The 24616-nt window shown below is 39.2% G+C and carries 16 protein-coding genes; 7 read left to right on the top strand and 9 right to left on the bottom strand.

Going from position 1 to position 24616, the window contains the following annotated elements; genetic code table 11:
* Nucleotides 1–365 precede the first annotated feature (365 nt).
* Nucleotides 366–1238: an alpha/beta hydrolase gene (locus tag SD427_RS05840; protein WP_320560340.1), complete on the top strand. Its 873-nt coding sequence runs from the start codon at nucleotides 366–368 to the stop codon at nucleotides 1236–1238.
* Nucleotides 1239–1380: 142 nt separating this feature from the next.
* Here the strand turns inward: SD427_RS05840 and SD427_RS05835 are convergent, their stop codons facing one another.
* The 3 genes from SD427_RS05835 to SD427_RS05825 form a co-directional block, all read right to left on the bottom strand.
* Nucleotides 1381–2088, bottom strand: coding sequence for a DedA family protein (locus SD427_RS05835; protein WP_320560339.1), 708 nt, complete (start codon nucleotides 2086–2088; stop codon nucleotides 1381–1383).
* An 85-nt stretch (nucleotides 2089–2173) separates the two neighbouring features.
* Nucleotides 2174–3286, bottom strand: coding sequence for a peptide chain release factor 2 (gene prfB / locus SD427_RS05830; protein WP_320560338.1), 1113 nt, complete (start codon nucleotides 3284–3286; stop codon nucleotides 2174–2176).
* 147 nt (nucleotides 3287–3433) lie between these two features.
* Nucleotides 3434–4789, bottom strand: a complete 1356-nt coding sequence (locus tag SD427_RS05825) for an AAA family ATPase (protein WP_320560337.1) — start codon at nucleotides 4787–4789, stop codon at nucleotides 3434–3436.
* Nucleotides 4790–5036: 247 nt separating this feature from the next.
* Here SD427_RS05825 and SD427_RS05820 point away from each other — a divergent pair, with 247 nt between their 5' ends.
* The 4 genes from SD427_RS05820 (at nucleotide 5037) to SD427_RS05805 (ending at nucleotide 7596) form a co-directional block, all read left to right on the top strand.
* Nucleotides 5037–5939 carry an ABC transporter ATP-binding protein gene (locus SD427_RS05820; RefSeq protein WP_320560336.1) on the top strand — a complete coding sequence of 301 codons (903 nt, stop codon included), beginning with the start codon at nucleotides 5037–5039 and terminating at the stop codon, nucleotides 5937–5939.
* A 2-nt stretch (nucleotides 5940–5941) separates the two neighbouring features.
* On the top strand, nucleotides 5942–6787 hold the full coding sequence (locus SD427_RS05815) for an ABC transporter permease (protein ID WP_320560335.1): 846 nt from the start codon (nucleotides 5942–5944) through the stop codon (nucleotides 6785–6787).
* Between the two features lie 145 nt (nucleotides 6788–6932).
* The gene (locus tag SD427_RS05810; RefSeq protein WP_320560334.1) at nucleotides 6933–7280 is read left to right on the top strand and encodes a hypothetical protein; all 348 of its coding nucleotides are present in this window, start codon (nucleotides 6933–6935) and stop codon (nucleotides 7278–7280) included.
* Between the two features lies 1 nt (nucleotide 7281).
* Entirely contained in the window at nucleotides 7282–7596 is a 315-nt protein-coding gene (locus SD427_RS05805; protein ID WP_320560333.1) for a hypothetical protein, read from the top strand.
* A gap of 126 nt (nucleotides 7597–7722) precedes the next feature.
* Here the strand turns inward: SD427_RS05805 and msrB are convergent, their stop codons facing one another.
* The 4 genes from msrB to SD427_RS05785 all read right to left on the bottom strand — a co-directional run bounded on the left by msrB (nucleotide 7723) and on the right by SD427_RS05785 (nucleotide 15351).
* Nucleotides 7723–8820, bottom strand: a complete 1098-nt coding sequence (gene msrB / locus SD427_RS05800) for a peptide-methionine (R)-S-oxide reductase MsrB (protein ID WP_320560332.1) — start codon at nucleotides 8818–8820, stop codon at nucleotides 7723–7725.
* Nucleotides 8821–9399: 579 nt separating this feature from the next.
* On the bottom strand, nucleotides 9400–13599 hold the full coding sequence (locus tag SD427_RS05795) for a T9SS type B sorting domain-containing protein (RefSeq protein WP_320560331.1): 4200 nt from the start codon (nucleotides 13597–13599) through the stop codon (nucleotides 9400–9402).
* Nucleotides 13600–14019: 420 nt separating this feature from the next.
* Complete coding sequence (locus SD427_RS05790; RefSeq protein ID WP_320560330.1) at nucleotides 14020–14316, bottom strand: hypothetical protein; 297 nt, start codon at nucleotides 14314–14316, stop codon at nucleotides 14020–14022.
* Between the two features lie 60 nt (nucleotides 14317–14376).
* On the bottom strand, nucleotides 14377–15351 hold the full coding sequence (locus tag SD427_RS05785) for a D-glycerate dehydrogenase (protein WP_320560329.1): 975 nt from the start codon (nucleotides 15349–15351) through the stop codon (nucleotides 14377–14379).
* 181 nt (nucleotides 15352–15532) lie between these two features.
* Between SD427_RS05785 and alaS the strand changes: the two genes are divergently transcribed.
* Nucleotides 15533–18136, top strand: coding sequence for an alanine--tRNA ligase (gene alaS / locus SD427_RS05780; RefSeq protein WP_320560328.1), 2604 nt, complete (start codon nucleotides 15533–15535; stop codon nucleotides 18134–18136).
* Nucleotides 18137–18501: 365 nt separating this feature from the next.
* Here alaS and SD427_RS05775 read toward each other — a convergent pair whose 3' ends face one another.
* Both SD427_RS05775 and SD427_RS05770 read right to left on the bottom strand, forming a co-directional pair.
* A complete protein-coding gene (locus SD427_RS05775) occupies nucleotides 18502–20247 on the bottom strand; it encodes a reverse transcriptase/maturase family protein (RefSeq protein WP_320560327.1) in 1746 nt (581 codons plus the stop codon).
* A 185-nt stretch (nucleotides 20248–20432) separates the two neighbouring features.
* Complete coding sequence (locus SD427_RS05770; RefSeq protein WP_320560326.1) at nucleotides 20433–21461, bottom strand: BT4734/BF3469 family protein; 1029 nt, start codon at nucleotides 21459–21461, stop codon at nucleotides 20433–20435.
* A 378-nt stretch (nucleotides 21462–21839) separates the two neighbouring features.
* On the opposite strand from SD427_RS05770, the gene SD427_RS05765 reads away from it, so the two are divergent.
* The gene (locus tag SD427_RS05765) at nucleotides 21840–24299 is read left to right on the top strand and encodes a hypothetical protein (protein ID WP_320560325.1); all 2460 of its coding nucleotides are present in this window, start codon (nucleotides 21840–21842) and stop codon (nucleotides 24297–24299) included.
* The last annotated feature ends 317 nt before the right edge of the window (nucleotides 24300–24616 follow it).

Raw genomic sequence — 24616 nt, 5'->3', positions numbered from 1 at the left:
TCACCTAAAACTATTACTGAAAAATCCGCATGAAGCAGCGGCTGCAGATAACATCAGTTGCACCTGTTGCCGATATAGTAGATGAAGCGGCTTATGAAATTAATATTATCGATCTAAGGCCCTGCTGAGACTGGATCTAAACACTGATTCAGGCATGAAGGAAGTGTGGGGAATAGGCGCAGCAATGCTTACAGATAAGGGAAAAGAAAGGCTTTTTTATCTTGTACTCTAATGACTGTGCTTCTGTGATCCGGACTTTATTTTACATGAATTCAAATGATAAATTCTTTTCCTGAACGCAGAATGATGCTAAAAATCATCTGTTGAGATTTAATTACAACCCTAATTTTATGTACATTTATTCTATGAAAAAGCTGATTCTCAAATACCATTTCTTTGTTTTAGGCTTAATTGGCTTTGTCCTCAATTCATGCAATACAAGGAAATTCAAAGTCTGGGTAGGAACAGAGAATGAACAGAAAATCTATAACCTGAAATACGGAGAGCATAAAAAACAGAAGATGGATGTTTTTCTTCCGTCTGATTATGCCAAAGATGCTCCGGTTGTACTCATTGTCCATGGCGGCGCCTGGACACTGGGAAAGAAAGAACACATGATCCAGGTTCAGAAAATGCTTTTCAAGAATAACATCCCGAGCATTAATATGAATTACAGGCTGGTTTCAAAACCAAAAAAGATCACCTACAGACAGCAGCTTGAAGACATTCAGTCTGTGATTGCGAAGTTCAATGAACTGGCAGGGAAAGCCGGCCTTCAGCCGGACAATTATATTATTCTGGGAGAAAGCTCCGGCGGTCACCTTTCTCTGCTGTACGGATACCGGCATCCGGATCAGATAAAAAAAATTATTTCCCTGAGCGGCCCGACTGATTTTTACTCCCCGGAATACCTGAATTCTTTTTATTCCAAATATTCTTCCCCTACGATCCAGAAAATGGTCGGCGAGAAATTTCACCGTCAGGACCTGTCTGAAGAGTTCAGAAAAGCAAGCCCGATTTACAATGTTTCCCCTGTCCCAACCTTGTTTTTCCAGGGCACAACCGATTTTCTGGTAAACCGGAAACAGGGATTGGCCCTGGATTCGGTATTAACTGCGCAGAACGTTCCGCACAGATTCATTTATATGGAGAGAACCGGGCATGTACCGCGGTTTTTCAGTAAAAGGAAAAGAGACAGCATTATTTATCCCAATATTTTAGAATGGATTAAAAATTGAGAAGTTAGATGTTATAGATTATTTTTCAGGCTTATGTTATTCTGACAAAAGAAAATCCAATCATTAATTTAAAGTGATATTATTATCAAAAAAATAACCTGCTTTTCAAAGCAGGTTATTTCTATTGTTATCTAACGTATCCTTATTTATTATCCTCGTCAAAATTGTGGTTTTCATACTTGGAAAAATCTTCTTTTTTCCCGAAAAGGAATTTGATGATTATCGGTACTGTAGTTATCAGAACAATAACGATGATAATCAGTTCCAGTTTCTTTTTAAGGTCGATCTGAAACTGGTCCATGAACAGTTTATCCAGGTAGTGTCCCGCAAAGATCAGTATAAACGACCACAGTACCGCTCCGATGATATTGTCTCTGAGGAACTCTTTTTTATCCATCCTCACGATACCTGCCACGATGGGCGTGAATGTCCTTACTACCGGTAAGAACCTTGCCATGATGATCGCGAGGGCACCGTTTTTCTCAAAGAAATCATGCGCCTGGTACAGGTACTTTTTCTTGAACAGCATGGTGTCTTTCTTTCTGTACAGGGCCGGTCCGGCTTTGCGCCCGAAATAATAGCCCACTTCATTACCGATAATGGCGGCAACGGCCACACATGAAGCCAGGATCGTGGTATCTAAAAAATCGCTGCCCGTAGACCCGAAAGTCTCTGCAATGATCTTAACCGCATAAATCCCCGATACGAAAAGCAAAGAGTCTCCGGGAAGAAAAAACCCAATAAACAGGCCGGTTTCAGCAAAAATGATAAATAAAATCAACCAAAAACCGCCGTTGTCTATATAAAATTCCGGATTTAATAAATCTTTCCAGTTATTGAAATCTTCCATACACTTTGATAAGCAACAAAAATAAGCTTAATAAAGATCAAAAGGAAATTTATTATAAGATTTTAACTAAATTTAAATATGACTTTTACAGCTCCATGTCATCATCGGAAACCGCCGTCCCGTCAGCCATCAGAAACGCTTTGAGGAACGGGGTGAGATTTCCGTTCATCACAGAATCCACATCCGATGTCTCAAATCCGGACCTGACATCTTTTACCAGTTTGTAAGGATGCATAACGTAGTTTCTGATCTGGCTTCCCCACTCTATTTTCATCTTGCCAGCTTCAATTTCGTTACGGGCTTTCAGGCGCTCTTCCAGTTCCATTTCGTATAATCTGGAACGGAGAAGCTGCATAGCTTTTTCTTTATTCTGAAGCTGGGAACGCGATTCTGAGTTTTCAATGATAATCCCTGTCGGCGCGTGGCGCAGACGTACGGCGGTTTCCACCTTGTTTACGTTCTGCCCTCCCGCTCCGGAAGACCTCATCGTTTCAAATGAAATATCGGCAGGATTGATGTTGATTTCAATGGTATCGTCCACCAGCGGATACACATATACGGAAACAAAGCTCGTATGGCGTTTGGCATTGGAATCGAAAGGCGAAATCCTTACCAGCCTGTGTACGCCGTTCTCCCCTCTCAGATATCCGAAGGCAAATTCACCTTCAATTTCCATGGTTACCGTTTTGATGCCGGCCACATCACCTTCCTGAAAATTCAGCTCACGGATTTTATAGCCCTGCTTTTCCGCCCACATCGTGTACATCCTCATCAGCATGGAAGCCCAGTCGCAACTTTCCGTCCCTCCCGCTCCGGCTGTAATTTGCAGTACGGCAGACAGCTCATCACCTTCGTTGGAAAGCATGTTTTTAAACTCAAGGTCATCAATCTTTTCTAGCAGCTTAGGGAAATTTTCATCCAGTTCTTTCTCAGAATCCGGGTCTTCCCTGGCAAATTCAACCAAAACCTGTATATCTTCAAACTGGGTATTGATCTCGTCATAGGCTTCCACCCATTTTTTCTTGGAACGGAGCTGCTTCAAAAATACTTCCGCGGTTTTAGGGTTGTCCCAAAATTCCGGCGCGGCGGTTTTTTCATCATCATTGGCAATTTCAATCTTCTTTTTTTCAATCTGAAGATATTTGTACAGGTCATCGATTCTTGCCTGGGTTTCTTTTATATGGTCGTTGTTAATCACGAATGTTTATTTTTTGCAAAAATACGGATATTTGTTTTATAACCGGAGATTACCTATTCCTTGTGAACGGTGAATGATCAGTTATTTCCTGTGAAGCCTTACTTGTGTCAGTAATAATTAAACAACAAGCGGATTCTACGGAATTTATTATTGCTCACTTTTATCTTCACCATGATGATGGAACCCGATAATCCTTCTTGGTTCTTCCACCGCTTTGTAGGAATCCAGCTCGGTTTTCAGGCTGTGCATCCTGTACTGGAACTGGTCCGCATTATGGGCGGCTACATTTCTTAGGAAAACGGCAATCTGGTCCAGGTATTCACTCGTCAGTTTTCCGGCGGCATCTCTCAGCGCAGCATCTAAAAGCAACTGATCAATCTTCAGGCTTTCATTCCTGGTTTTATAGTACTGATGCTTGATGCGTTTTTTGAGGCTTTGTGTAAAATCAATCAGCATGGTATTGCTGAATACTTTCATTTTAGATGAAACGTCATGCCAGAAAGGAATTCGGTCCGCTTTGTTGTTTTTTAGAATTTTATACAGCAGGGAATCTTTCTCCAGGTTTTTGGTCATGGCATACAGGATAATCTCAGACCGTTCCGCAAGATTGGGAGGAAATACGGGAACCATGACATCAAATCTTCCTGGCGCTATTATTTCTTCATCAATATCCGAGACAGAAGTGGCGGAACCAACCATCAGAATATCTTCCTGCTCAAATTTTGAAATATAATGCAGGATGACTTCCCGGGTTTCCAGATGGCATGAAGCTATATTTTTATCAGCTTTTCTGGCCATCATGATCTCATCGAAATCCGTAAGAAACAGCAATACCCTGTCGTCTTGCATCACCGTTGCCATAAAATCATTAAAATCAGTCTGGTTCCCGTCCACAAAAGAAGTGCCCAGGTAGTGTTTTTTTACCTCTTTAAAATGATAGCCGATGATTTCCGCGATCTTCTTTGCCCAGAAAATCTTACCACTTCCCGGAGGCCCGTACAGGACAATCCCTGCCGGCCTGTTGATTCCCCAATCTTTGATCTGCTGCGGATTGATAAAGGGCTCCAGAACACCGGAAATGTAGAAAAACAAATCCCGGTAGCCGATAAAATCCCTTTTATGAAGGCTGGTGGTATGTCCGAAATAGTTGTATACAAACTGATAATTCCCGCCGAGTTTATTATCAATGCCGTAGCTGGAGACCGATGACTTGAAAAACCCGTTATCAAAAATATTCGGGTCGGTTTCTTTGATAGCTTGTTCAACTTTCTCTTTTGGCTGGTTGATCTTATCCGCAATCTGTCCTGCTGTTTTTTCTTTACCGAGATCTTTTTCATAACGCCTTAAAAACGCTATGTTTTCGCGGGCAAATTTTTCAAAATCTTCCTTTACTTCAAAATTGGTACTGATGCATTCGCCCAGCTCAAGATCAAAATCCTGGATAAACTGTTTTATAGCTTCGGCAGAAACATGAAGTTCTTCAGCCAGTTGAATCAATTTCATAATAACCTGTTAATGGTATAAATATAATGATTTCTGAGAAATCAGGAGCGGTTTTTCTGTTGTTCCGCATACAATAAACGCATATGGGTGCCTTTATCATGCGGTTTTCAGCGTACAGCATTACATGCAACGGACTTCGTTTAAACATATCTATTTTGAAGACAGATCATGTCGCGGAAAGTATTTATTAATCAATTTTGTAACAATTTACTTGCAGCAGAGACTATTATAGAGTAAAACAAATTACATGGAAAAAATTTTATCTGTCAAGAACCTGACTAAAAAATTCAAGAGAACCGTAGTCAACAACATCTCCTTTGATGTGGAGCGGGGCAATGTTTACGGACTCCTCGGCCCGAACGGGAGCGGGAAATCCACTACATTCGGAATGCTGCTTTCTACCATTAACCCCACCAGCGGCGAATGGTACTGGTTCGGGAAAAAAGGAACTGACCCTGATACTTTAAAAAAAATCGGGGCCATTATTGAACAACCGAACTTTTACCCTTACCTGAGCGCAGAAACCAACCTGAAGATTGTAGCGGAAATCAAGGAAACACCTCAGCAGAGGATTGATGAAGTCCTGCAGACGGTAGGCCTTCTGGAACGGAAAAAAGATACCTTCAAAACGTTTTCCCTGGGGATGAAACAGCGTCTTGCCATTGCTTCTGCCATGCTCAATAATCCTGAAGTGATGATTCTGGACGAACCTACGAACGGGCTTGATCCGGAAGGAATCATTCAGATCCGTGAAATCATCAGCAATATTGCAAAACAGGGCATTACGATCATCATTGCGAGCCACCTGCTGGATGAAATTGAAAAGATATGCAGCCATGTAATTGTTCTAAAGGAAGGCAATTCCCTCTATTGCGGCCGGGTTGATGAAATGACCGCCAATAATGGCTTTTTTGAATTAAGAGCAGACAATAATACCTTATTAATGAGTGTACTGGAAGAACTCCATTGGTTCACCGCAGTAAAACAGGAAGGCGATCTGCTGAAAGCCCAGATCCGTGACGATGCGTCCATCTCAGCGTCCAACCTGAATCAGAAACTGGCTGAAAAAGGGATTTTCCTCTCTCATTTAACCAAGAAAAAAATGTCTTTAGAATCCCAATTCCTTGAACTTGTAAAAAACACAAAATAATCATGACGAAACTATTAAAACTGGAATATTATAAAAATCTGAATTACCGGCCATTCAAGATTTTTACAGCATTGTATTTTGCGATTCTTATTGCACTGCTTTTCATCGGACTGGTGGATTTTGATCTTTTCGGGGGAACCATCAACCTGAAAGAACAGGGCATTTATAATTTCCCGGAAATATGGAATTTCACGACCTGGATTGTTGCTCTTCTGAAAATATTCCTGGGGCTGATCATTGTTTTTTCCATCTGCCAGGAATTCAGCAACCGGATGTTCAAGCAGAATACCATTGACGGGCTGAGCAGGAAGGAATTCATCAGCTCCAAATTGCTGACCATTGCTGTTTTTACCATTGTTTCAACAGTAGTGGTGTTTGCCATCACCATGTTTCTGGGATATCAATATTCTAAAACAACCGACTCGGAAACGGTTTTCAGTGAAATCTTCTTCATCGGGAATTACTTTGTAAAACTGTTTACGTTTTTCTGCTTCCTGATGTTTCTTTCCATCCTCCTGAGAAAATCGGTATTTGTTTTTCTTGCCCTGTTTGTATTCTGGATTGTTGAAGGAATTTTAACGGCGGTGGAAGTATTTACCAAAGTAAAAGGAATGCAGGGCCCTCAGAGAAATGATGTATTGCAGAATGATTTTTTTATTACCCATCTTTTACCGCTGGAAAGCATGTCAAGCCTGATTCCGAATCCGATGATGAGGCTGAATATGGCCAAAATGATGGGAATGAAATATGAATTCCACTACCCTACGGAAAGCATGATCGCCTGCCTGGTATGGTGCGGAATTTTTATCTTCGGATCCTACTTTATTCTAAGAAAAAGAGACTGGTAATTATTCTCAATAAGATTAAAAAAATTTAAATATTACCTTCATATTTGAAGATTGTTTTTTGAAAGTGGTCCGGCTTCCGGATCACTTTTTTTGTACAGAAAAAAACGGATCGAATTTTTCATTATTTTTACGAAAAATAATATCTGTGAAAAAAATATTTTATGTTCCGGGAATGATCAGTGCCTTACTGATTCCTGTTTTATTCTGGTATTATATCAATCCATATATTGACACAACAACCTATAATGTCATTGATATTGGACTTCCCGCAAAATTTACAAAGGATCAAAGTAATATGAATCAGACTTTTGAACCTTTCAGAAACCGGAAATATAAGAAGATAAAAGTTAATCCCGCACAGGCAAAGAAAAATTCAGCATTATATGTTTCCGAGGTAAAGGCGCTTCAAAATAGAAATGAAAAAAATACAGGACTCGAATTCATTTTAGATAAAAAAAATACCTTACGGAGATTTTGTGTCTTTAACCAATGATATGGCCATTACAAAACAGGAAACTTATGCTTTCGATTTAGAAAAAACAGGAAATTTTTTTGCTATTTTAAATTATAAAGATTCTGATGTTACAGAAGAAAAATCTGAATGTCTTTTTTGTGATGATGTAATTTATACTTATGTAAAGCCAACTTTCATGGATAGGATTTCTGATGTATTACATGAACAGTATTATCAAATACTTCTTGAAAATATTTCCAAACTTCCAAAAGGTGCTTTATTTATTATTTTCGGATTCCTTTTATTTTTAAATATCTCCATGTTAAGCATTAAAGAAAGATTTCAACTGCAATAATCTGAAACAGAAATACTTCCATTTCTACCACATTTTCCCGTATTGAATGATCAACAATAGTTATAAAAAAAGACTGCCCTAAGGCAGTCCTTCAATCACTCACACTTTCACTTAAACACTATAATATTATTTTTTATCCAACAGAGCAATATATTCTCCGTATCCTTTTGCTTTCATTTCTGCTTTAGGTACAAATTTAAGCGAAGCACTGTTAATACAGTATCTGAGCCCTCCTTTTTCCTCAGGTCCGTCATTGAAAACGTGACCTAAATGGGCGTCCCCGGTTTTGCTTCTTACCTCAACCCTGGTCATTCCTGCCGTCCTGTCTAATTTTTCTTCCACCAGTTTTTTGGTAATCGGCTTGGAGAAGCTTGGCCATCCGCATCCGGATTCAAATTTGTCGGTAGAAATAAATAACGGCTCTCCCGTAGTAATGTCCACGTAAATCCCTTCACGGGTTTCATCCCAGTATTCGTTTTTAAAAGGCATTTCAGTACCGTTTTCCTGGGTTACATTATACTGTTCCGAAGTCAGTTTTTCTTTTAACACCTTTTTATCCTGCTTCTGGTATTTTGTTTCTTTTTTCGGAAGCGGGTTTGCGTTTCTTGCCATTTCAAAAAGTCCCGGTTCAATATGGCAGTATCCGCCCGGATTTTTGTCCAGATAATCCTGGTGATAGTCTTCTGCTTTATAAAAATTTTTCAAAGCAACCGTTTCCACTACAACAGGCTTACTGTAATTTTTAGCCAGTTTTTCAACTTCAGATTTTACGATAGCCTGGGTCTCTTTATCACTTGTATAAATTCCCGTCCTGTACTGGTTTCCTCTGTCATTTCCCTGCTTGTCAATACTGGTAGGATCGATTGTCTTAAAATATAGATCAATCAGCAGCTTTACATCAACCTGCTCCGGGTCATATTTTACTTTTACCGTTTCTGCAAAGCCTGTCGTATGGCTTACCACTTCTTCATACGTCGGGTTTTTAGTATTCCCATTGGCATATCCTACTTCTGTTCCTACGACTCCGCGAACCTGCTGGAAAAAATGCTCTGTTCCCCAGAAACACCCTCCTGCAAAATAAATTTCCTTTACATTTTTGTTATCCATAACGTTCTCATTTTCTTTTGTATTGCCTGCTGCCTTCATTTTTTTTGAATCTCCGCATCCTGTGGCAAAAACAGCTATTCCCAGAATCATTCCGAAAAATACCAATATGTTCTTCATTTTTATCTTATTATTCATTTTCATTTATAATCTTAAAATACAGAAGCTGAAACTGATTTTTTCAACTATTATTTAGATGCAAATTTCGCTCTAAATGTTAAGTGCTTTATAATGATGCTGTCTATCATCACGATAGAATATCAGTTACTGTCCTGCTTATTATTATATACGAAAAAGAAAAGGAAACGGTTTTATACGATCCGCCTTTTTAAGTGTCTCAAAAGTTTGCACCGATCTGTTCTTGAAAATGATTTTTAATTGATTAAAGTTAATTGTGTAAAAATCTGCATAATCATCGAACCTTACGAGAATAGATTAAGATTTAAGATAAGTCCATTATAAAGTTAAGAACTAAATTTTAAACACCTTCAATGAAATACTTTTAAAGGTAAAATCACATTTAAATCAACAGGTTATACATTCAATAATAATGAAAGCAATGATCATTGGCAGATCCAAGTCTGCGAAGACAGATGACTGACTAATATCTGTAAGACCGGAAATCAGAGAATCCGGATTAATATGAATGATAATAAAAACCTCACAAGCATCAAAGCCTGTGAGGTGATAAGTTTGGGATTAATTATTGTTTTTAACCAATATCCAGCCTGTAAACGATCTTCCGTCCGGAAGTGTGATCACATACCAGTAACTTGAAGTGGGGATTGCCCTGCCTTTAATGGTTCCGTCCCAGAAAAATTGAGTGCCTGAACTTTGTTCGAAGACAAGCATCTGATAACGGTCGAATATTTTAACATTGGACATCTTTCCACCGAAAACCTGAAGATTCTTCACAATCCAATGGTCGTTCATGCCGTCTCCGTTCGGGGTAATGGCATTTTTGATATCCAGTACCACGCCCTGCTGCTTTACAATACAGTCGCTCTCTGCATATTTTACATAAAACGTGGTGATTCCCGTCGGTAAATTATAAAACGTATTGGTTGCCTGCCAGGTAATTCCATCAATAGAATACAGAATCGTCTGTAAACCGGTTGCATACACTACAGCATTATTTCCGTTAAATTCAAGGTTCTGGATGACAGGAACATCATAATGCTTTATCTCAAAAGTATCCGTATAAGAGCATCCGTTGTCTGCTGTTACCGTAAGTGTGTAGGTTCCGACAACCTTAATTCCTGTAATGGTGTCAGTTGTAGAAACCACTTGTCCTGAAGGATTGGTCCAGACATAATTTGTAATCGTATAGCCTTCGATATTTACGGTATAATCCAGTGAGCCTTCCGGACAGAAATACAGCGTCGGAATATCAAATACAGGCGTAGGTTTCAGTGACAGCTTAATCTCAGCTACATTCGGGCAGAGGCCAGGAACGCTTATTTTCACATACACGGTATTTGAACCAGTAGTTTGGTTATAGGTAAAATTTGAAGGAGCGGCAATAGCATTAGTCCCTGCGTTCAGATCCGCTAAAGACGGATAATAAGTGAACGTAGCAGTGGCACCGGAATAGATCTGGGTCTGAAACTGGGTTAAATTCACATTTTCAGTTCCGTCATTTGCCGTATCGCATACCGCAAGCTGGAAAGGCCCGCCGTTCTGTAATGTTACTTTATTTCCTAATATGAAACTTACTTCAGCGATGTCATCACAGCCCGGAATATTCTGTACTTTTACCCAGATCTGAGCTGGGAACGGATTGACTGTAAAATTAGCCGGGTTGGCAATAGGATTCACCCCGTTCTGGGCATCCTGCTGAGACAGGTAAAAGGTAAATGTGTTGGCCGGATTCTGGATGTCCACCATCAGATTGGTAAAATTCAGAAGGTTTGCCTCATAGCTTCCGTCCAGGTTTTCATCACACACCGTAATGGTGGAATTGATGGCCTTCGGAGGGAAATAGGTATTCAGCTGGATGGGGGCTACCGAATAACATCCTGTTGTATTGGACTGGAACCTTGCCCATACCTGAACGGAAGAAATGTTTGTCGTAACCGTTGTTCCGATCTGACTGGCCGGGTTCCCTGCATTAGCTTCTGCTGCCGTATTGTAATATGAAATTGTCATATTTGACAGCGGATAGGTGTTCTGGGAAGGAATAAACAGTTGGGAAACCGCATTATTCAGCTGAAAAGTTTCATTCAAATTGAAATCTTCATCACAGGTGTTGAGTGTAGCGCTGTTCAGGACCACCGGCGGTAAAAACGTCATCTGGATGTTAACCTGTGCTGCTGAAAAACATTCGCCGTTATTAAATTTAACCTTTACATACACGGTTGCACTTCCCGCCGAAACCACAAACTGGGTCGGGTCCGTAATCTGGTCAGAAAAAGTATGGGTGGCTGCATTGTAATTGAGATAATACGTAAAACTTACATTGGAACCTGTATAAATCTGAGGCTGCACCTGGGTAAGATTATATATTTCAGTATTGTCATTGTTATTGTCACAGATATTGTTCAGCGTGATCGTTACCGGGGAATTTACTGCCGGCGTTGAAGTTAATCCTAAAGTAACAGGATAGACCTGCTGGCAGTTGTAGGAATTGATCTTTACGAAAATCTGCTGCGTCCCGGTGAGTGTTACGGCCGTTACCGGATTGCTTCCAGCTGCTGCATCTGCAGAAGTCAGGTAGTACGTGATGCCGGCATTCTGGTTTCCGGCAATGGCTGACGAAAACTGAGATAAGGTTACGTTTTCGGAATTGTTATTATTGAAATCACAAACCATAAAATTATTCTGAACCGCTACCGGATGTACCAGGTTAACGGTAATCGGCCGGATCGTATAACAGTCCTCCGCAATTTCAAACCGTACAAAATAAGTCTGGGTTACAAAATTACCGTTGGTGGTGATGGTCTGGTTCGGGCTGATCGGGTCCAAGCCCAGGCCGGCGGCCGGATAGGTAGCATAAAATTCCGTTACCGGAACTGTAGCCGGGAAAACCAGCATACCCGCGGAAAGTGTATTTAAATTAATGCTGACATCATCCGTGCCGTTAAAGCACAGGTATTCATTTTTCTCGTTGGCCAGAATTTTATTGAATGTCACATTCATATTCACGGTTGCTACGGCAAAACAGCCGTTCGGAATCTGAACCCTTACATAAATGGTATAGATCCCTTCTTTAATATTGTTTAACACCGAACCTGAGCCGGAAAATGCTTCATCATAGGTATTGTAGGCCGAAAAAACAGCTCCCGGCTGCGTGGAAACCAGCGGGCCTATGGTTAACGGGTAATCAAAAGGCTCCTGGTTATCGGCATTGATATCACAAATGGAATACGTAAAGCTGATGGGCGAATTCATATTTACCCCTGGCCTGAACTGGAACTGGACAGGTCCTAGAACATAGGTACAGTTTGCCTCCTGGAGCCTTACCCAAAGCTGTGTTCCCGTATTAATATTCGCAGTGGTAAGGGCATTGACATTATTCTGGGCATCGGACTGGCTTGCGTAATAGGAAATGCCGGTGGTTCCCGGTGCAAAAAGTTCTGCATTCAGTAAACTCAGATTATAGTTCGCTTCTGTTCCGTTATTATTGGTATCGCATAGCTCCACGGTATTTTTAAGGAGGCTTTTGCTCAAAAGATTTAAGGTTAGTACTGCTACGCGATAACATGTCGGCACACCCGGGTTCTGGATTCTCACATACAGGACTGCATTCGCTGTCAGCGCAAAACTGTTCGGTAACGGATTGGCATTGTTCTGTGCATCCTGCAGGCTGGTATGAAAACTGAAGGTAAAATTAGCCGGGTTCTGGGTCGTCAGGTTAGCCTGGAAACTGTTCAGAGCAAGGTTTACCGCCGTATTGCCACAGAAATTCTGCGTGTAATTTTTTGCTGCGGGATAGGTAGGATCAAAAGTCACCGGAAAATCATCCGTGAACGTAAGATCACTGTTTCCGCAGATATTGAATTTCACATTGGCTGTATATACTTCATTCTGAGCGGGGCATACCGTGGCCTGGATCCCGGATGCTACAGTCTGTCCTGCAGAATTCGTCCACGTCACCTGCGGCTGGATTACATTTCCAACCGGGTTGAATCTCCATCCCTCCTGTGAAGCCTGCCATACGCCTGTATTTCTTCCGGCCGGAGAGACACCCTGCGTCCCGTCGCTGTTCATTACACCGATCAGGGCATTCTCGAATTTTCTGGTCGGGCACGGTGTCAGCTTTTTGTCTACAAATACATCGATTACGTTTGTTGTTTCATGCAGTACGATCTGCGAGGAAGAACGGTCTGTACACCCTGCGACCCTTCCGTCAAAGAAACTGACCACAAACTTCCGGTAAGGGGCCGTCCCGATGGTTGAATAATAAATTTCCGAAGAATCTGCTGAAGAGAAAACCAAGTCATGGTACACCCCGAAAATTGAATTTTTCGGAAGATTTACATTTGGGTTCTGCCATTGGACATTCGGATAATTGATATTCCCTAGCTGAGCTGTATCAAAAGTTACCATTCCGTTGGAACCGACTACGATGGCCTGAAAATACTGGTTGTAAAAACAGAACTTAAAAGGAAGATCAAGCTTTACGGCAAAGAGATCATCATAATTGGCGTTCAGCGGCGTCCCCTGGTTCATAGGTACGGGCGGATTGTAGGTTTCCTGTGTTACCTCATAATTGAGGGTCTGTTTCAGTACGGGGTATTCAACATGCAGGGCAATACAGCCGTTGGTATCTAAACCGTTGTTGCAGGTAACATTAATACTTTCATTCCCTGCTGTATCTTTCACTTTAATATCTAAAGGAGTTTGGGAAAGGCCGTAAAATCCAATAAATATACCTATAAATTGTAAAAATTTCTCCATAAAATTAGTCACTATCTAATGATAAATTTAGTAATTATAATTGTATAATTCTCAAATATAAATAATATTTATGTTAAATTTATAGAATTAATTCTATGTTATTCTAATACAACAATTTATTCTTAAAAAAGCAATAAAAAACCTTATGGCATCGTAAGGTCGATTAAGTTATTTCATTCATTGTTAAGCAGGATTAACGTATCAGGACACCATTTTGCACTTCCTGATCATTTTCGTCATTGTTGAAACCGGTTCGCTGTTTTTTGTCTTTTCTGAATTATATAATTTTCAAATGAAGATGTTATGAATACCAAATCAGTAGAATTCATACTATATTATTATGACATCCGGTTTAATTTTAAAAACTAAAAAACCCTACTGTGAAAGTAAGGTTAATTAATGTCTGCATTTATTTATCAGTTATCGGATCAGGTCATCGTTCTGTTCCTCATGGTTGTCTTCATTGTCACTGAGGCCCCAGTAGCTGTTTTCCTCATCTTCGCCGATATCATTTGTCCCGGCTTCTCCGTCCACTCCCGGAATATCAAGACCTTTATCCAATGTATCGTCATCGGCAATAAGGCTTTCTTCATTGAAAACCGGCCTGCCGTCTCCGTCAACCGGAATATGTTCTTCCTGATTAAAAATATCTTCATTAGGCTGATAATCTCTCTGCTCTAATCTTCTTTCCTGTTCTTGTTCGCTGTTTTCGGACATAATAATTATATTTTGGTGTTGGCTTAATTTAAACAAAAACAATTCCAATTACTGCTGATCTCAAGAATATATTTCAGGGTTGGCACATGCCGGCATCTTTTCACCTTTCGCAACGGCGATCAGGTTTTCGGCAGCCACTTTGGCCATTCCGTTTCTCGCCTCCATGGTAGCCGAGCCGATGTGCGGAAGGACACAGACACTTGAAAGCCCGAGGATGGGATCATCCTTGAATATAGGTTCAGGATTCGTAACATCCAGTCCGGCACCCCAGATTTTCTTTTCCGTAAGTACGTCATACAGATCCTTCTGATGATGGAACCCGCCTCTGGCCGTATTGATAAAAATAGCATTCTCCTTCATTTTTTCAAAAACGGAACGGTTGAAAAGCTCTTTCTGCTCAGGTTTGAAATTCGCGTGAATGCTCAGCACATCAGATTCTGCCACCAGCTCTTCAAAAGAAACATACCGGGCATCCAGCTCTTTTTCCGCTTCTTCGTTACGGTGGCGGTTGTGGTAAATGATATCCATATCAAAAGCGGCCTTAGACTTTTTCGCCATTTCAATCCCGATTCTTCCCAGTCCGAAAATCCCCAGTGTTTTCCCATACAGCTCCTGGCCCAGTGCATGCAGCGGATCAAAATCTCCCCAGTTTCCGGACTTTACCTTTTCAAAATTATAGCTCGCCCGTCGTGCCACTGACTGCATCAGCAGAAATGCCACATCCGAAGTCGCCTTGCTTAAAACATCAGGCGTGTTTCCTACGGGAATATTCCGTTGAACCGCTTCTTTGATATCTACATGGTCAAAGCCGACAGAATACAGGGCGATTGCCTTGATATCGGGACATTCAGTAAAAAAATCCTTGTCATACTTAAAATCGGCACCGACACTTAAAATCATATCATGGCTTTTGCAGTAGCCCAGCCATTCTTCATGAGACAGGTTTTCATGTTCCGGGATAAAAACTTCCAGGCCTGCTTCCTCCAGCATTTTGATTCCTGTTTCAGGAATCCTTTTATTGATGAATACTTTCATTGTATCTGATTTTTATTTTTAGTTAGATATAATTAATACTTATAAAGGATCAAAAAGCAAACCATCCGGATATTATATAATTTATGAATTATGGCTTTCCTTATTTGTTACGGGTTTCAGTAAAAAAATCTTAAATTTGCATCTTATCAAATCGATTAAAAGCAAAGCAATACCTATACTTATGACATCACAGCAGATCCGTCAGAAATTTTTAGATTATTTTAAAAGCAAAGACCACCTCATCGTCCCTTCTGCACCCATCGTGCTGAAAGACGACCCTACCCTTATGTTCTCCAATTCAGGGATGACGCAGTTCAAAGATTTTTTCTTGGGCTACAAAACGCCTACTGCCCCAAGGATTGCCGATACACAAAAGTGTTTAAGGGTTTCTGGAAAGCACAATGACCTGGATGATGTAGGCAGGGATACCTATCACCACACCATGTTTGAGATGTTGGGGAACTGGTCTTTCGGTGATTATTTTAAAAAAGAGGCTATTGCTTTTGCCTGGGAATTATTAACGGACGTGTACGGAATCCCGAAAGAAAACCTGTACGTGACGATCTTTGAAGGAGATGCTTCCGAGAATCTGGAAAGGGACCAGGATGCTTATGATTTCTGGAAATCACATATTTCCGAAGACCGCATTATCAACGGCAACAAAAAAGACAATTTCTGGGAAATGGGTGAAAGCGGGCCGTGCGGGCCGTGCTCTGAAATTCACGTAGATTTAAGGACACCTGAGGAAAAAGCCAGGGTTTCAGGGCTGGAACTGGTTAACAATGACCACCCTCAGGTAGTGGAAGTCTGGAACCTGGTATTCATGGAATTCAACAGGAAAGCAGACAGAACACTGGAAAAGCTTCCTGCACAGCACGTGGATACGGGAATGGGCTTCGAGCGTTTATGCATGGCGCTTCAGGGGAAATTCTCTAACTACGATACTGATGTTTTCACTCCGCTGATTGCCAAAGTGGAAGAACTTTCAGGAAAACAATACACCGGGATTCTGGAAGACGAAAAAGATATTGCCATCCGTGTGGTGGTAGACCATATCCGTGCAGTTGCTTTCGCTATTGCAGACGGACAGCTCCCCGCAAGCGGAGGTGCCGGTTATGTAATCAGAAGGATTTTAAGAAGGGGCATTTCTTATGCTTATCGTTTCCTGGATATGAAGGAACCTTTCCTTTACCGGCTGGTTGACGTACTTCAGCAGCAGATGGGGCCTTTCTTCCCGGAACTGGAAAAACAGGGAACCCTTGTTACCGAAGTGATTAAAAGTGAAGAGGAATCATTTCTTAAAACCATTGAAACCGGACTGATCAGGGTTGAAAAACTGATCCAGCAGACGGTTGCGGACGGACAGAAGGTACTTCCTACCCTTGAAGTATTTGAATTATACGATACCTATGGCTTCCCGGATGATTTAACAAGGATTATTGCCGAAGAAAAAGGCCTTACCATTGATGAAGCGGGTTTTAAAGCAGAAAAAGAAAAACAGAGGCTGCGTTCCAAAGAAGATTCTGCCCAGAAAGTATATGACTGGGTAACCCTTGAAGAAAGAGAGGAAAAGTTTGTAGGCTATGATAAAATGGAGTCTGAAGCCTATATTACCAGATACCGGAAAGTAGAAAACAAGGACGGTGAATTTTATCAGGTGGTCTTAAGCGAATCTCCTTTCTATCCGGAAGGCGGCGGGCAGATCGGCGATAAAGGCACCCTTGAAAACGCTTCCGAAACTTTTGAAGTGCTGGAAACAAAAAAAGAAAACGGATTGATCGTTTCTCTCATCAGTGGCCTTCCGAAAGATGCCGGAGCACTTTTCTATGCGAAAGTGAATGCCGATGACCGGAAAAATTCCCAGGCCAACCACTCGGTGACGCATTTGCTGCATGAAGCTTTAAGAGACGTTCTGGGAACCCATGTTGAGCAGAAAGGCTCATTTGTAGGCCCGGATTATCTTCGTTTTGACTTCTCGCATTTCAGTAAGATGACAGAGGAAGAACTGGCCCTGGTAGAAGAAAAAGTAAACCATAAAGTTAAAGAAAGCATTACCCTGCAGGAATTCAGGAATATCCCGATCCAGGAGGCGATGGACAAAGGGGCGATGGCGTTATTCGGTGAAAAATACGGCAACAGCGTGAGAATGATCCAGTTCGGAAGCTCAAAAGAGCTCTGCGGCGGGACCCACGTAAAAAACACCATTGAAATCGGCCACTTTAAAATTGTTTCCGAAGGTTCCGCAGCGGCAGGAATCAGAAGGATTGAAGCAATCTCCGGCGACAAATCTGAGGAATATTTCAAAAACCTGGAAAAACAGGTTACTGAACTTTCGCAATTGCTGAAATCTAAAGATATTGTAAAATCTATTGAAAAGCTAATTGAAGAAAATGCTTCCTTGAAAGCAGAAGTTGAATCTTTGAAAAAAGAAAAGGCAAAAGGGGAAATCGGCGACTGGAAAGGAGCTTACGAGCAAAAAGGCGACAAATTACTGTTAGTAAAAAGAACTTCTTTAGATGCCGGTTCAATAAAGGACATCGTATTCCAGTTGAAGAAAGAAATCCCGACTTCTATAACGGTGATCCTGTCTGATGCAGACGGAAAACCGATGATTACCATCGGTGTTTCCGATGATCTGGCAGGAATTTACCAGGCGGGAGCATTGATTAAAGATTTAGCTAAAGAAATCCAGGGCGGCGGCGGCGGAAACCCGGGCTTCGCGACAGCAGGAGGAAAAAACCTCAGCGGACTGGAAAATGCGTATCAGAAAGCTTTGAATATATAATTTCAACTAAGATATTACCGATTACGATTTTTGATATAGATTGGATTGGCGAATCATAAATTAATTAAACAACGATCCTTTTCATTTTGAAAAGGATCGTTGTTTTTTTTTGATAAGATCAACCCTTCGTCACTTCGAGTAGCTTTTTGCAAAACTCGTCTCAAGAAGTTTGTTATTCAACGACTGAGTTTTGTCTTTCAATAATTCTCAATACATTTATCTTCGCTTCGCTGCGAAAAATACTCTAACGGACGGGTAACTACGAAGCACTTTGCTTATATCGGGTTTACAGGCGGAATTTCCGGCAGCCCGTTTAGCAGCATATAAGAAAACCTCAAAAGGCAAGGTTTGTGTTAAATATATATTTAAGATTCATCTGAAGGATGTTGTGATTCTAAGCTTTCATTTTTTGAACGTTCTAAAATTTGGTAATAATAACTAAAAGGTTTATTATATTTGATTGGTTCTCTCTGATTAGTTTCGATCTCAGGATCTTCAATAGACTTTAGTTCTTTTATTAAATTATAATAATTTTTACTCCTATTTCTATCAAAATCTCTTATTTGATTTAATGAGTGTTCATTGATACTTAACAATTTGAATCCATTTTTCCAACATAGATCAGTTGAAACCTCTTCAAAATTATCCATACCAATACGACCGACCGACATACCTATAAGACGATTGATAGCAGATTCCGTAATTGTGCCTTTAGGTTTTCTTCTGCCAATACTTACAGCATCTTTAATTTCTTGCACAATAGCTTTTTGTTTTTTAATTTCTTTTTTAAATGATCTTTTGCGCACTCTTATTTCTCCTTTGTAATTTATTTCATAACCTACAAAGCCAATCCACGGAAAATTCAAGTCTTCAATTTCCCCCCATTGATATGGACCTTTTGATTTACCTTTCCAAAAAGGTTTGTAATAAATATTATCATCTGTATCAAAATCAATTAACTCAATATCATTTTTAAAAGCATGAGGAAACAATTTTAAATTTCTCAGGGTTTCTACATACTTATTTTGTGATTTCAAGCATTCATCTAATGAAGTAGAAATTATAATCATATCATCACAAAATCTCGAATAAAAAACATTATAATTTTCTATTTTGGTATCTGTTTCATTCAAAATAATATTTGCAATTAGTCCCGAAAGAGCTCCCCCTTGAGGAATACCAATCCTTTCATTTGAAATATTTTCATAATAATCTGAAATTTCATCATCAACCCATCCAAAATAACCATTTTGTATTCCATAAGATCTCCAAAATATAATGTCTGTTGTCTTTGGTGCATTTATATTAAAGCTATACGAATCCAGATATTTATTAAAAATCAATATTGCAAAATCTAAATCCAATTTTGGAAATTGTGCTCGGGATAAAGAAATTAACTCATTAAACTTATCTTTGACTATTTTATGGTCGATGGTGTCAAAGAATTTTTTCATATCACATTCTACAACATATAGTTGTTCATTTTTATGATCATTCCTATACTTTAAAATATCTTTCACACAATCATGATGCGATATGATTTGATTTTCTCTTTTCTTTACTCTAAAAGCATAAGAACTATCTTTAAATTTATCATCAAAAAGTTGCGTCAAAAATTTGTTAGTTAGGCTTAGAATTATTCTATCGGTAAAATTAAATAAGCAAATTGGTCTGCATTCATTATTGCCTCTTCTATTTAAATTTCCTTTTAATTCTGGAAATATAGTTGGTGGTGATATTGAGTACTTTTTTTCTGAAACAATATTCTTAATATTGGCAATAAATTCCTGCAAATTTAAAAACCAAATCTCTTTTGAGTTATTCTTTTTATGAAGCTTGATAGTCTTCAGTAATGAATAAAAATTTTTATCGTTGGAAGTTAAAAATTCGTTAGGTTTGTTTGGTTTTCTTCTAGAACTTTCACCCAAACTCACCCATTTTTTGCGTGAAGGCAGGATACTACTAAGCTCTTTTTCAAGTTCTTTTTGATATTTCTGGAGTTCATTCTTTGAATCAGAATTTTCTTTTATATGATAATTATAATTTGGATTCTCTGTTAATAGATGTAGTAAATGCTTTTTTGATCTTGCTCTAGCAAGCTTGATCCTCATCTTGCAAATCTGTCTTAGTATCTCTGACTCCGAGAAAAAAAAATCAATTGATCTCATATTAAAATTGGGGTTCCATGTAAAGTGATAAACACATATTGACAAAGATACTGACATATAAAGTCTGGCTCCTTTTAAACTCTCTGGCAGGGCTTTACCGTTGATGAGAAGTGATACTTGCGAGAGAATTACTCTTCCGCCTTCAGAACCCCAATTCGTTGATATTTTGTTTTAAAACCTTGTTCATTAGCTAAATATACAATTGTGCTAAATCTTATTTCTCCTTTCCTGGTTTCGTAACAATTTATTAAGAAATTATTACATATTGTCTCATTATATTTTTCTTTGTCCAAGATACTTAATTTTTTGAAATATTTTAATCCAATGTCAAAAGTAAAGGTATTAGAGATAGCCATCGCCACCTTACACCAATCGTAATAATTATTTGTGATTGTACTATTTGTTCTGTATAAATATCTAATTATATCAGACATAAAGCGTCTGTCTCTATAATTATTTTTATTCGCGGGGTTATATAAAGCGTCTCTACTATTAGAAAATTTTAAAATTTGTTTGGAATATATTTTACTTTTTTGAACTTCAGTAATATCATCCGTTTTAACTTCAAATTTACATAATTGTTCTTTTAATACAAGTTCTTTATCAGATGACAGAAAACAAAGACGTGTAATATCACTTCCGCTTTTATCTAATTCAATGTTAAATTTTTCAAAAAAATATTGCGCGAGTTTTCGAAATGCGCATTTATGAATAAAGTCAATGTCAAATTCTTCTAACTTTTCTATATTATAAATTAAAGGAACTAATCCTTTGTATCCTTTATTTGATGGAGATTTCCAAAATGATAATACAAATTTGCAAAATGATAAATCTGCTTTAACCTTTTTTAATTTGTCTTCACTTAATTTATCAATATCAATTACTATAATTGGAATATATTGTTTTAAACTGGAAAGCAATCTTTTTCTTTCAAAATTTCCACTAAAAGTTACAGCAGGTAATCTCTTTTTATTATTGTCATAATAATCTTTATTTCCTTTTTCAAGCTCTTTTCTTAAAGTTTCAATTTTATTTTTAAGCTTCTCATTTTTAATATAATTTAAAACCTGTAAAAGTTTAATTTCAGATTTGATTTCAGACCAAGTATTTTCTTGGACTGAGATTTTTACATTAAGTAAGTCATCAATTGTTAACATAGAAATTTTGATAGTATAACTTTTTAAATTATTATTAGTGTTATTAAACTAATAAAAGTAATAAATATAAACTATAAAACAATTTTATTTCAACACTACAGGAAAAATAAAAGTTCTAATATTCTTGATACAAAATTATTTAAATAATAATTTGTATCTAACTGACAGACAGCGAATCTTTGAAATATTGTTTACATTTAAAAGCCTTAAAATCTCTTAAAAAATTTCATTTCTCATTCCTTCGGAAATTGAACAATATAAAAATCAGCAGTATTCAATTGAAATACAGCTGAATTCATTTTTAACAAAAGATTATATTTTCTTACCCCGGTTTGTAACTTTCTTATCAATAGTTTTGTCTTACCTATAAATAAGCTAATGACAAAAATTTTATCTCCGTTATTTTTATTCATCGGCATCGTAATTTTCAGCCAGACCCAGCTGAAAGTCCTTAACAGAACCAGCCGGCAGCCGGTTTACAATGCGGCGGTTTACTGTGATGATAATTTATTAGGCAAAACCGATCAGGAGGGCCGCCTGTTATTCAAGACCAAATGTAAAAAGATTGAAATCCTGGCAAGCAATTTTGAAGATGCCACGGCAGACGTAAAGAAAACCGTAGAAGTATCTCTGCTGCCTTTGTCTGAAAAAAGGGATAATATCGAAAGGATTGTCATTACGGATAAAAGTGATCCCCGTGCTTTAAGGATCCTTGATAAACTGGATAAAAGAGCCGGGGAAAACTCACCGAAATCATTGGAAACCTATAATTTTAAGTCGTACAGCAAATTTTCCATTGATGTGGATCAAGATTCGGTCGGTATCTTCAAAGATTTTATCGCTTCCCGTAAAGACTCGCTTTCCAAAGATGAAAAGAGGGCGTTCAAACAGAAAGAAAGCGAAAAGAAAGACTCCCTGCTCAACGAAGATTTTACTAATGCATCTGCCGAGAGCCAGATGTTCCTTTGGGAAAAAGCCACGGAATATAAATATTCCAGGAAATTCGGTGAAAAGACCAATATTATAGACAACAGGATGTCCGGTTTTAAAAATCCCATCTACGAAGCCATGGCGATCAATATCTCCAACCTGAACAGGACACCAAGACAGCTAAGGCCGGAAAACAGGAAACTGTATAACTTTTATATGTCGGACACGCTGCAGGTTGACGGCAGGAAAACTTATGTCATCAAGTTTAAGGAAATTACCGACAAGAAAAAACAGAACCCGCGAAAATTCAACGGGAAAATCTATGTAGATGCTGAAAGCTTTGCCCTGAAAAAGTTTGAAAGCACCAGCAAGAAACGGAATGAAGGAAATATTGTTTCCGTGTGGAAACCGATTGATAAAAAATGGTTTCTGGATTATGAAGATATCAAAGTTAAGATGGGCGAACAGGTCTTTAATACTTCAAAAAAAGACAGCCTGAAAGAAGGTGAAAAAGCAAAATACAATAAAAAGGAATTCGGGAATTACCTTTATGTAAAAAACCGTTTTTTTGATTTTAAGCTGAATGAAGAACAAAAAGTGTCTGATTTCAAAGGCTATTCGCTGGAAGTGAAAAGCTCGGACGGAAGCCTGCTGCAGCAATACCGGACAGACAGCCTTACACAAAGGGAAAGTGATACCTATACAAAAATCGACAGCTTTGTGGTAAAGCATGATTTTGAAAAGAAACTGAGCTTTTTAACTCAGCTGCTCAGGGGAAACCTCCGCTATAAGATGATTGATTTCGATCTTACCAAATTTTTAAGCTATGACCAGTACCAGGGAATCCGTCTGGGCGCAGGCATAAAGCTCAATGAAAAATTCAGCAAAACTTTTTCTCCGGACGGCTATTTCGGCTATGGGTTCAAAGACAGCCGCTGGAAATACGGCTTAGGCCTGGACATGAGACTGTCCGACAGAAGAACGTCTGTTTTCCGTGTTGATTATGTGGATGATGTTTTTGCCGCCGGAAGGTTCAGCAATACCATGTGGGACCTGCAGATGAAAGTTTCAGATATCGGGCTGGATCTTCACAACGGTACGTTCTACAGGAACCGGAAATGGGGCGCTTCCTACCTGTATGACCTTTCAAATGCACTGAGTATGAAAGTTACCGTCAACAAAGAGAACCAGCAGGCCCTTTTTGATTACCGGTACCGCAATCTGGGCGATGCCTTTGATAATACCAGTGCTACCCTATCCCTGAAGTTTGCCCCGAATGACAAGAACATCATGACGCCCAGCGGAAAATATACTTATGAAAAAGGATATCCCCAGGTTTTTGTGAATTTTGAAAAGGGCGCGGAAATCTTAGGCGGAGACCTTAATTACCATCGCCTGGATGCACTGATCATGCATCAGTTCAGAACAAAACTCGGGTCTACCAACATCAAGCTTTTCGGAGGCCTGTCTTCCGGTACCGCCCCTGTATGGAAAAACTTTGAGATCGCAGGCCAGTCAGACAGAAATACGGATCACTGGTATTCCAATATCAGCACGCCGTCCAATCTCGGGTTTGCCACGATGCCGGCAGGAACTTTCTTTGCAGACAGATTTGCAGCTTTTAAGGTTTCCCAATACCTGCCGTTCAGGTTCAGGACGCTCGGCAGCAGGTATTCAAGTATTGAACTGGAATACCAGGGAGCAGTAGGGAATATGAAAAACAGGGCTGACCACCAGTTTGAATTCCGGGTACTGGACCATTATTACCAGGAAGCGGGATTGATCTGGAACAGGTTTCTCGGCAGCAGCTTAGGAGTCGGGTTCTCCTACAGGCTCGGATATTACCAGACTTCCCAGTTTAAGGACAACGTCGGGATAAAACTCAGATTTAATATTTTAAACCAGTGATATTATTTAACAGTTTAATTTCAGTTATTAATCATATATCTGATGACTATAAGGCCTGTTAAGCTTATTTAAGGAATGGTTTCCCGCAGATTATGGCAATCCATAAAATTTCATATGCATTTAAGCCTACGCGCGTTTAAAAAACTGTTTTAATAAAATACTTTAAAAGCCGGAGACTCCGGCTTTTTTATCTGAATACTATAAATATTGAAGCCATTATCGTATCATTCATTCAGTAAAACAATATTATCTGTACCTGACGGTAAATCCATGGCCTTTCGGATCTTATTTCTTTGGGAACATTCTGCAGTATAAAA

The organism is Chryseobacterium sp. JJR-5R (genome assembly GCF_034047335.1).
Lineage (GTDB): Bacteria > Bacteroidota > Bacteroidia > Flavobacteriales > Weeksellaceae > Chryseobacterium.
This window is presented reverse-complemented; position numbering and strand designations above follow the sequence as displayed.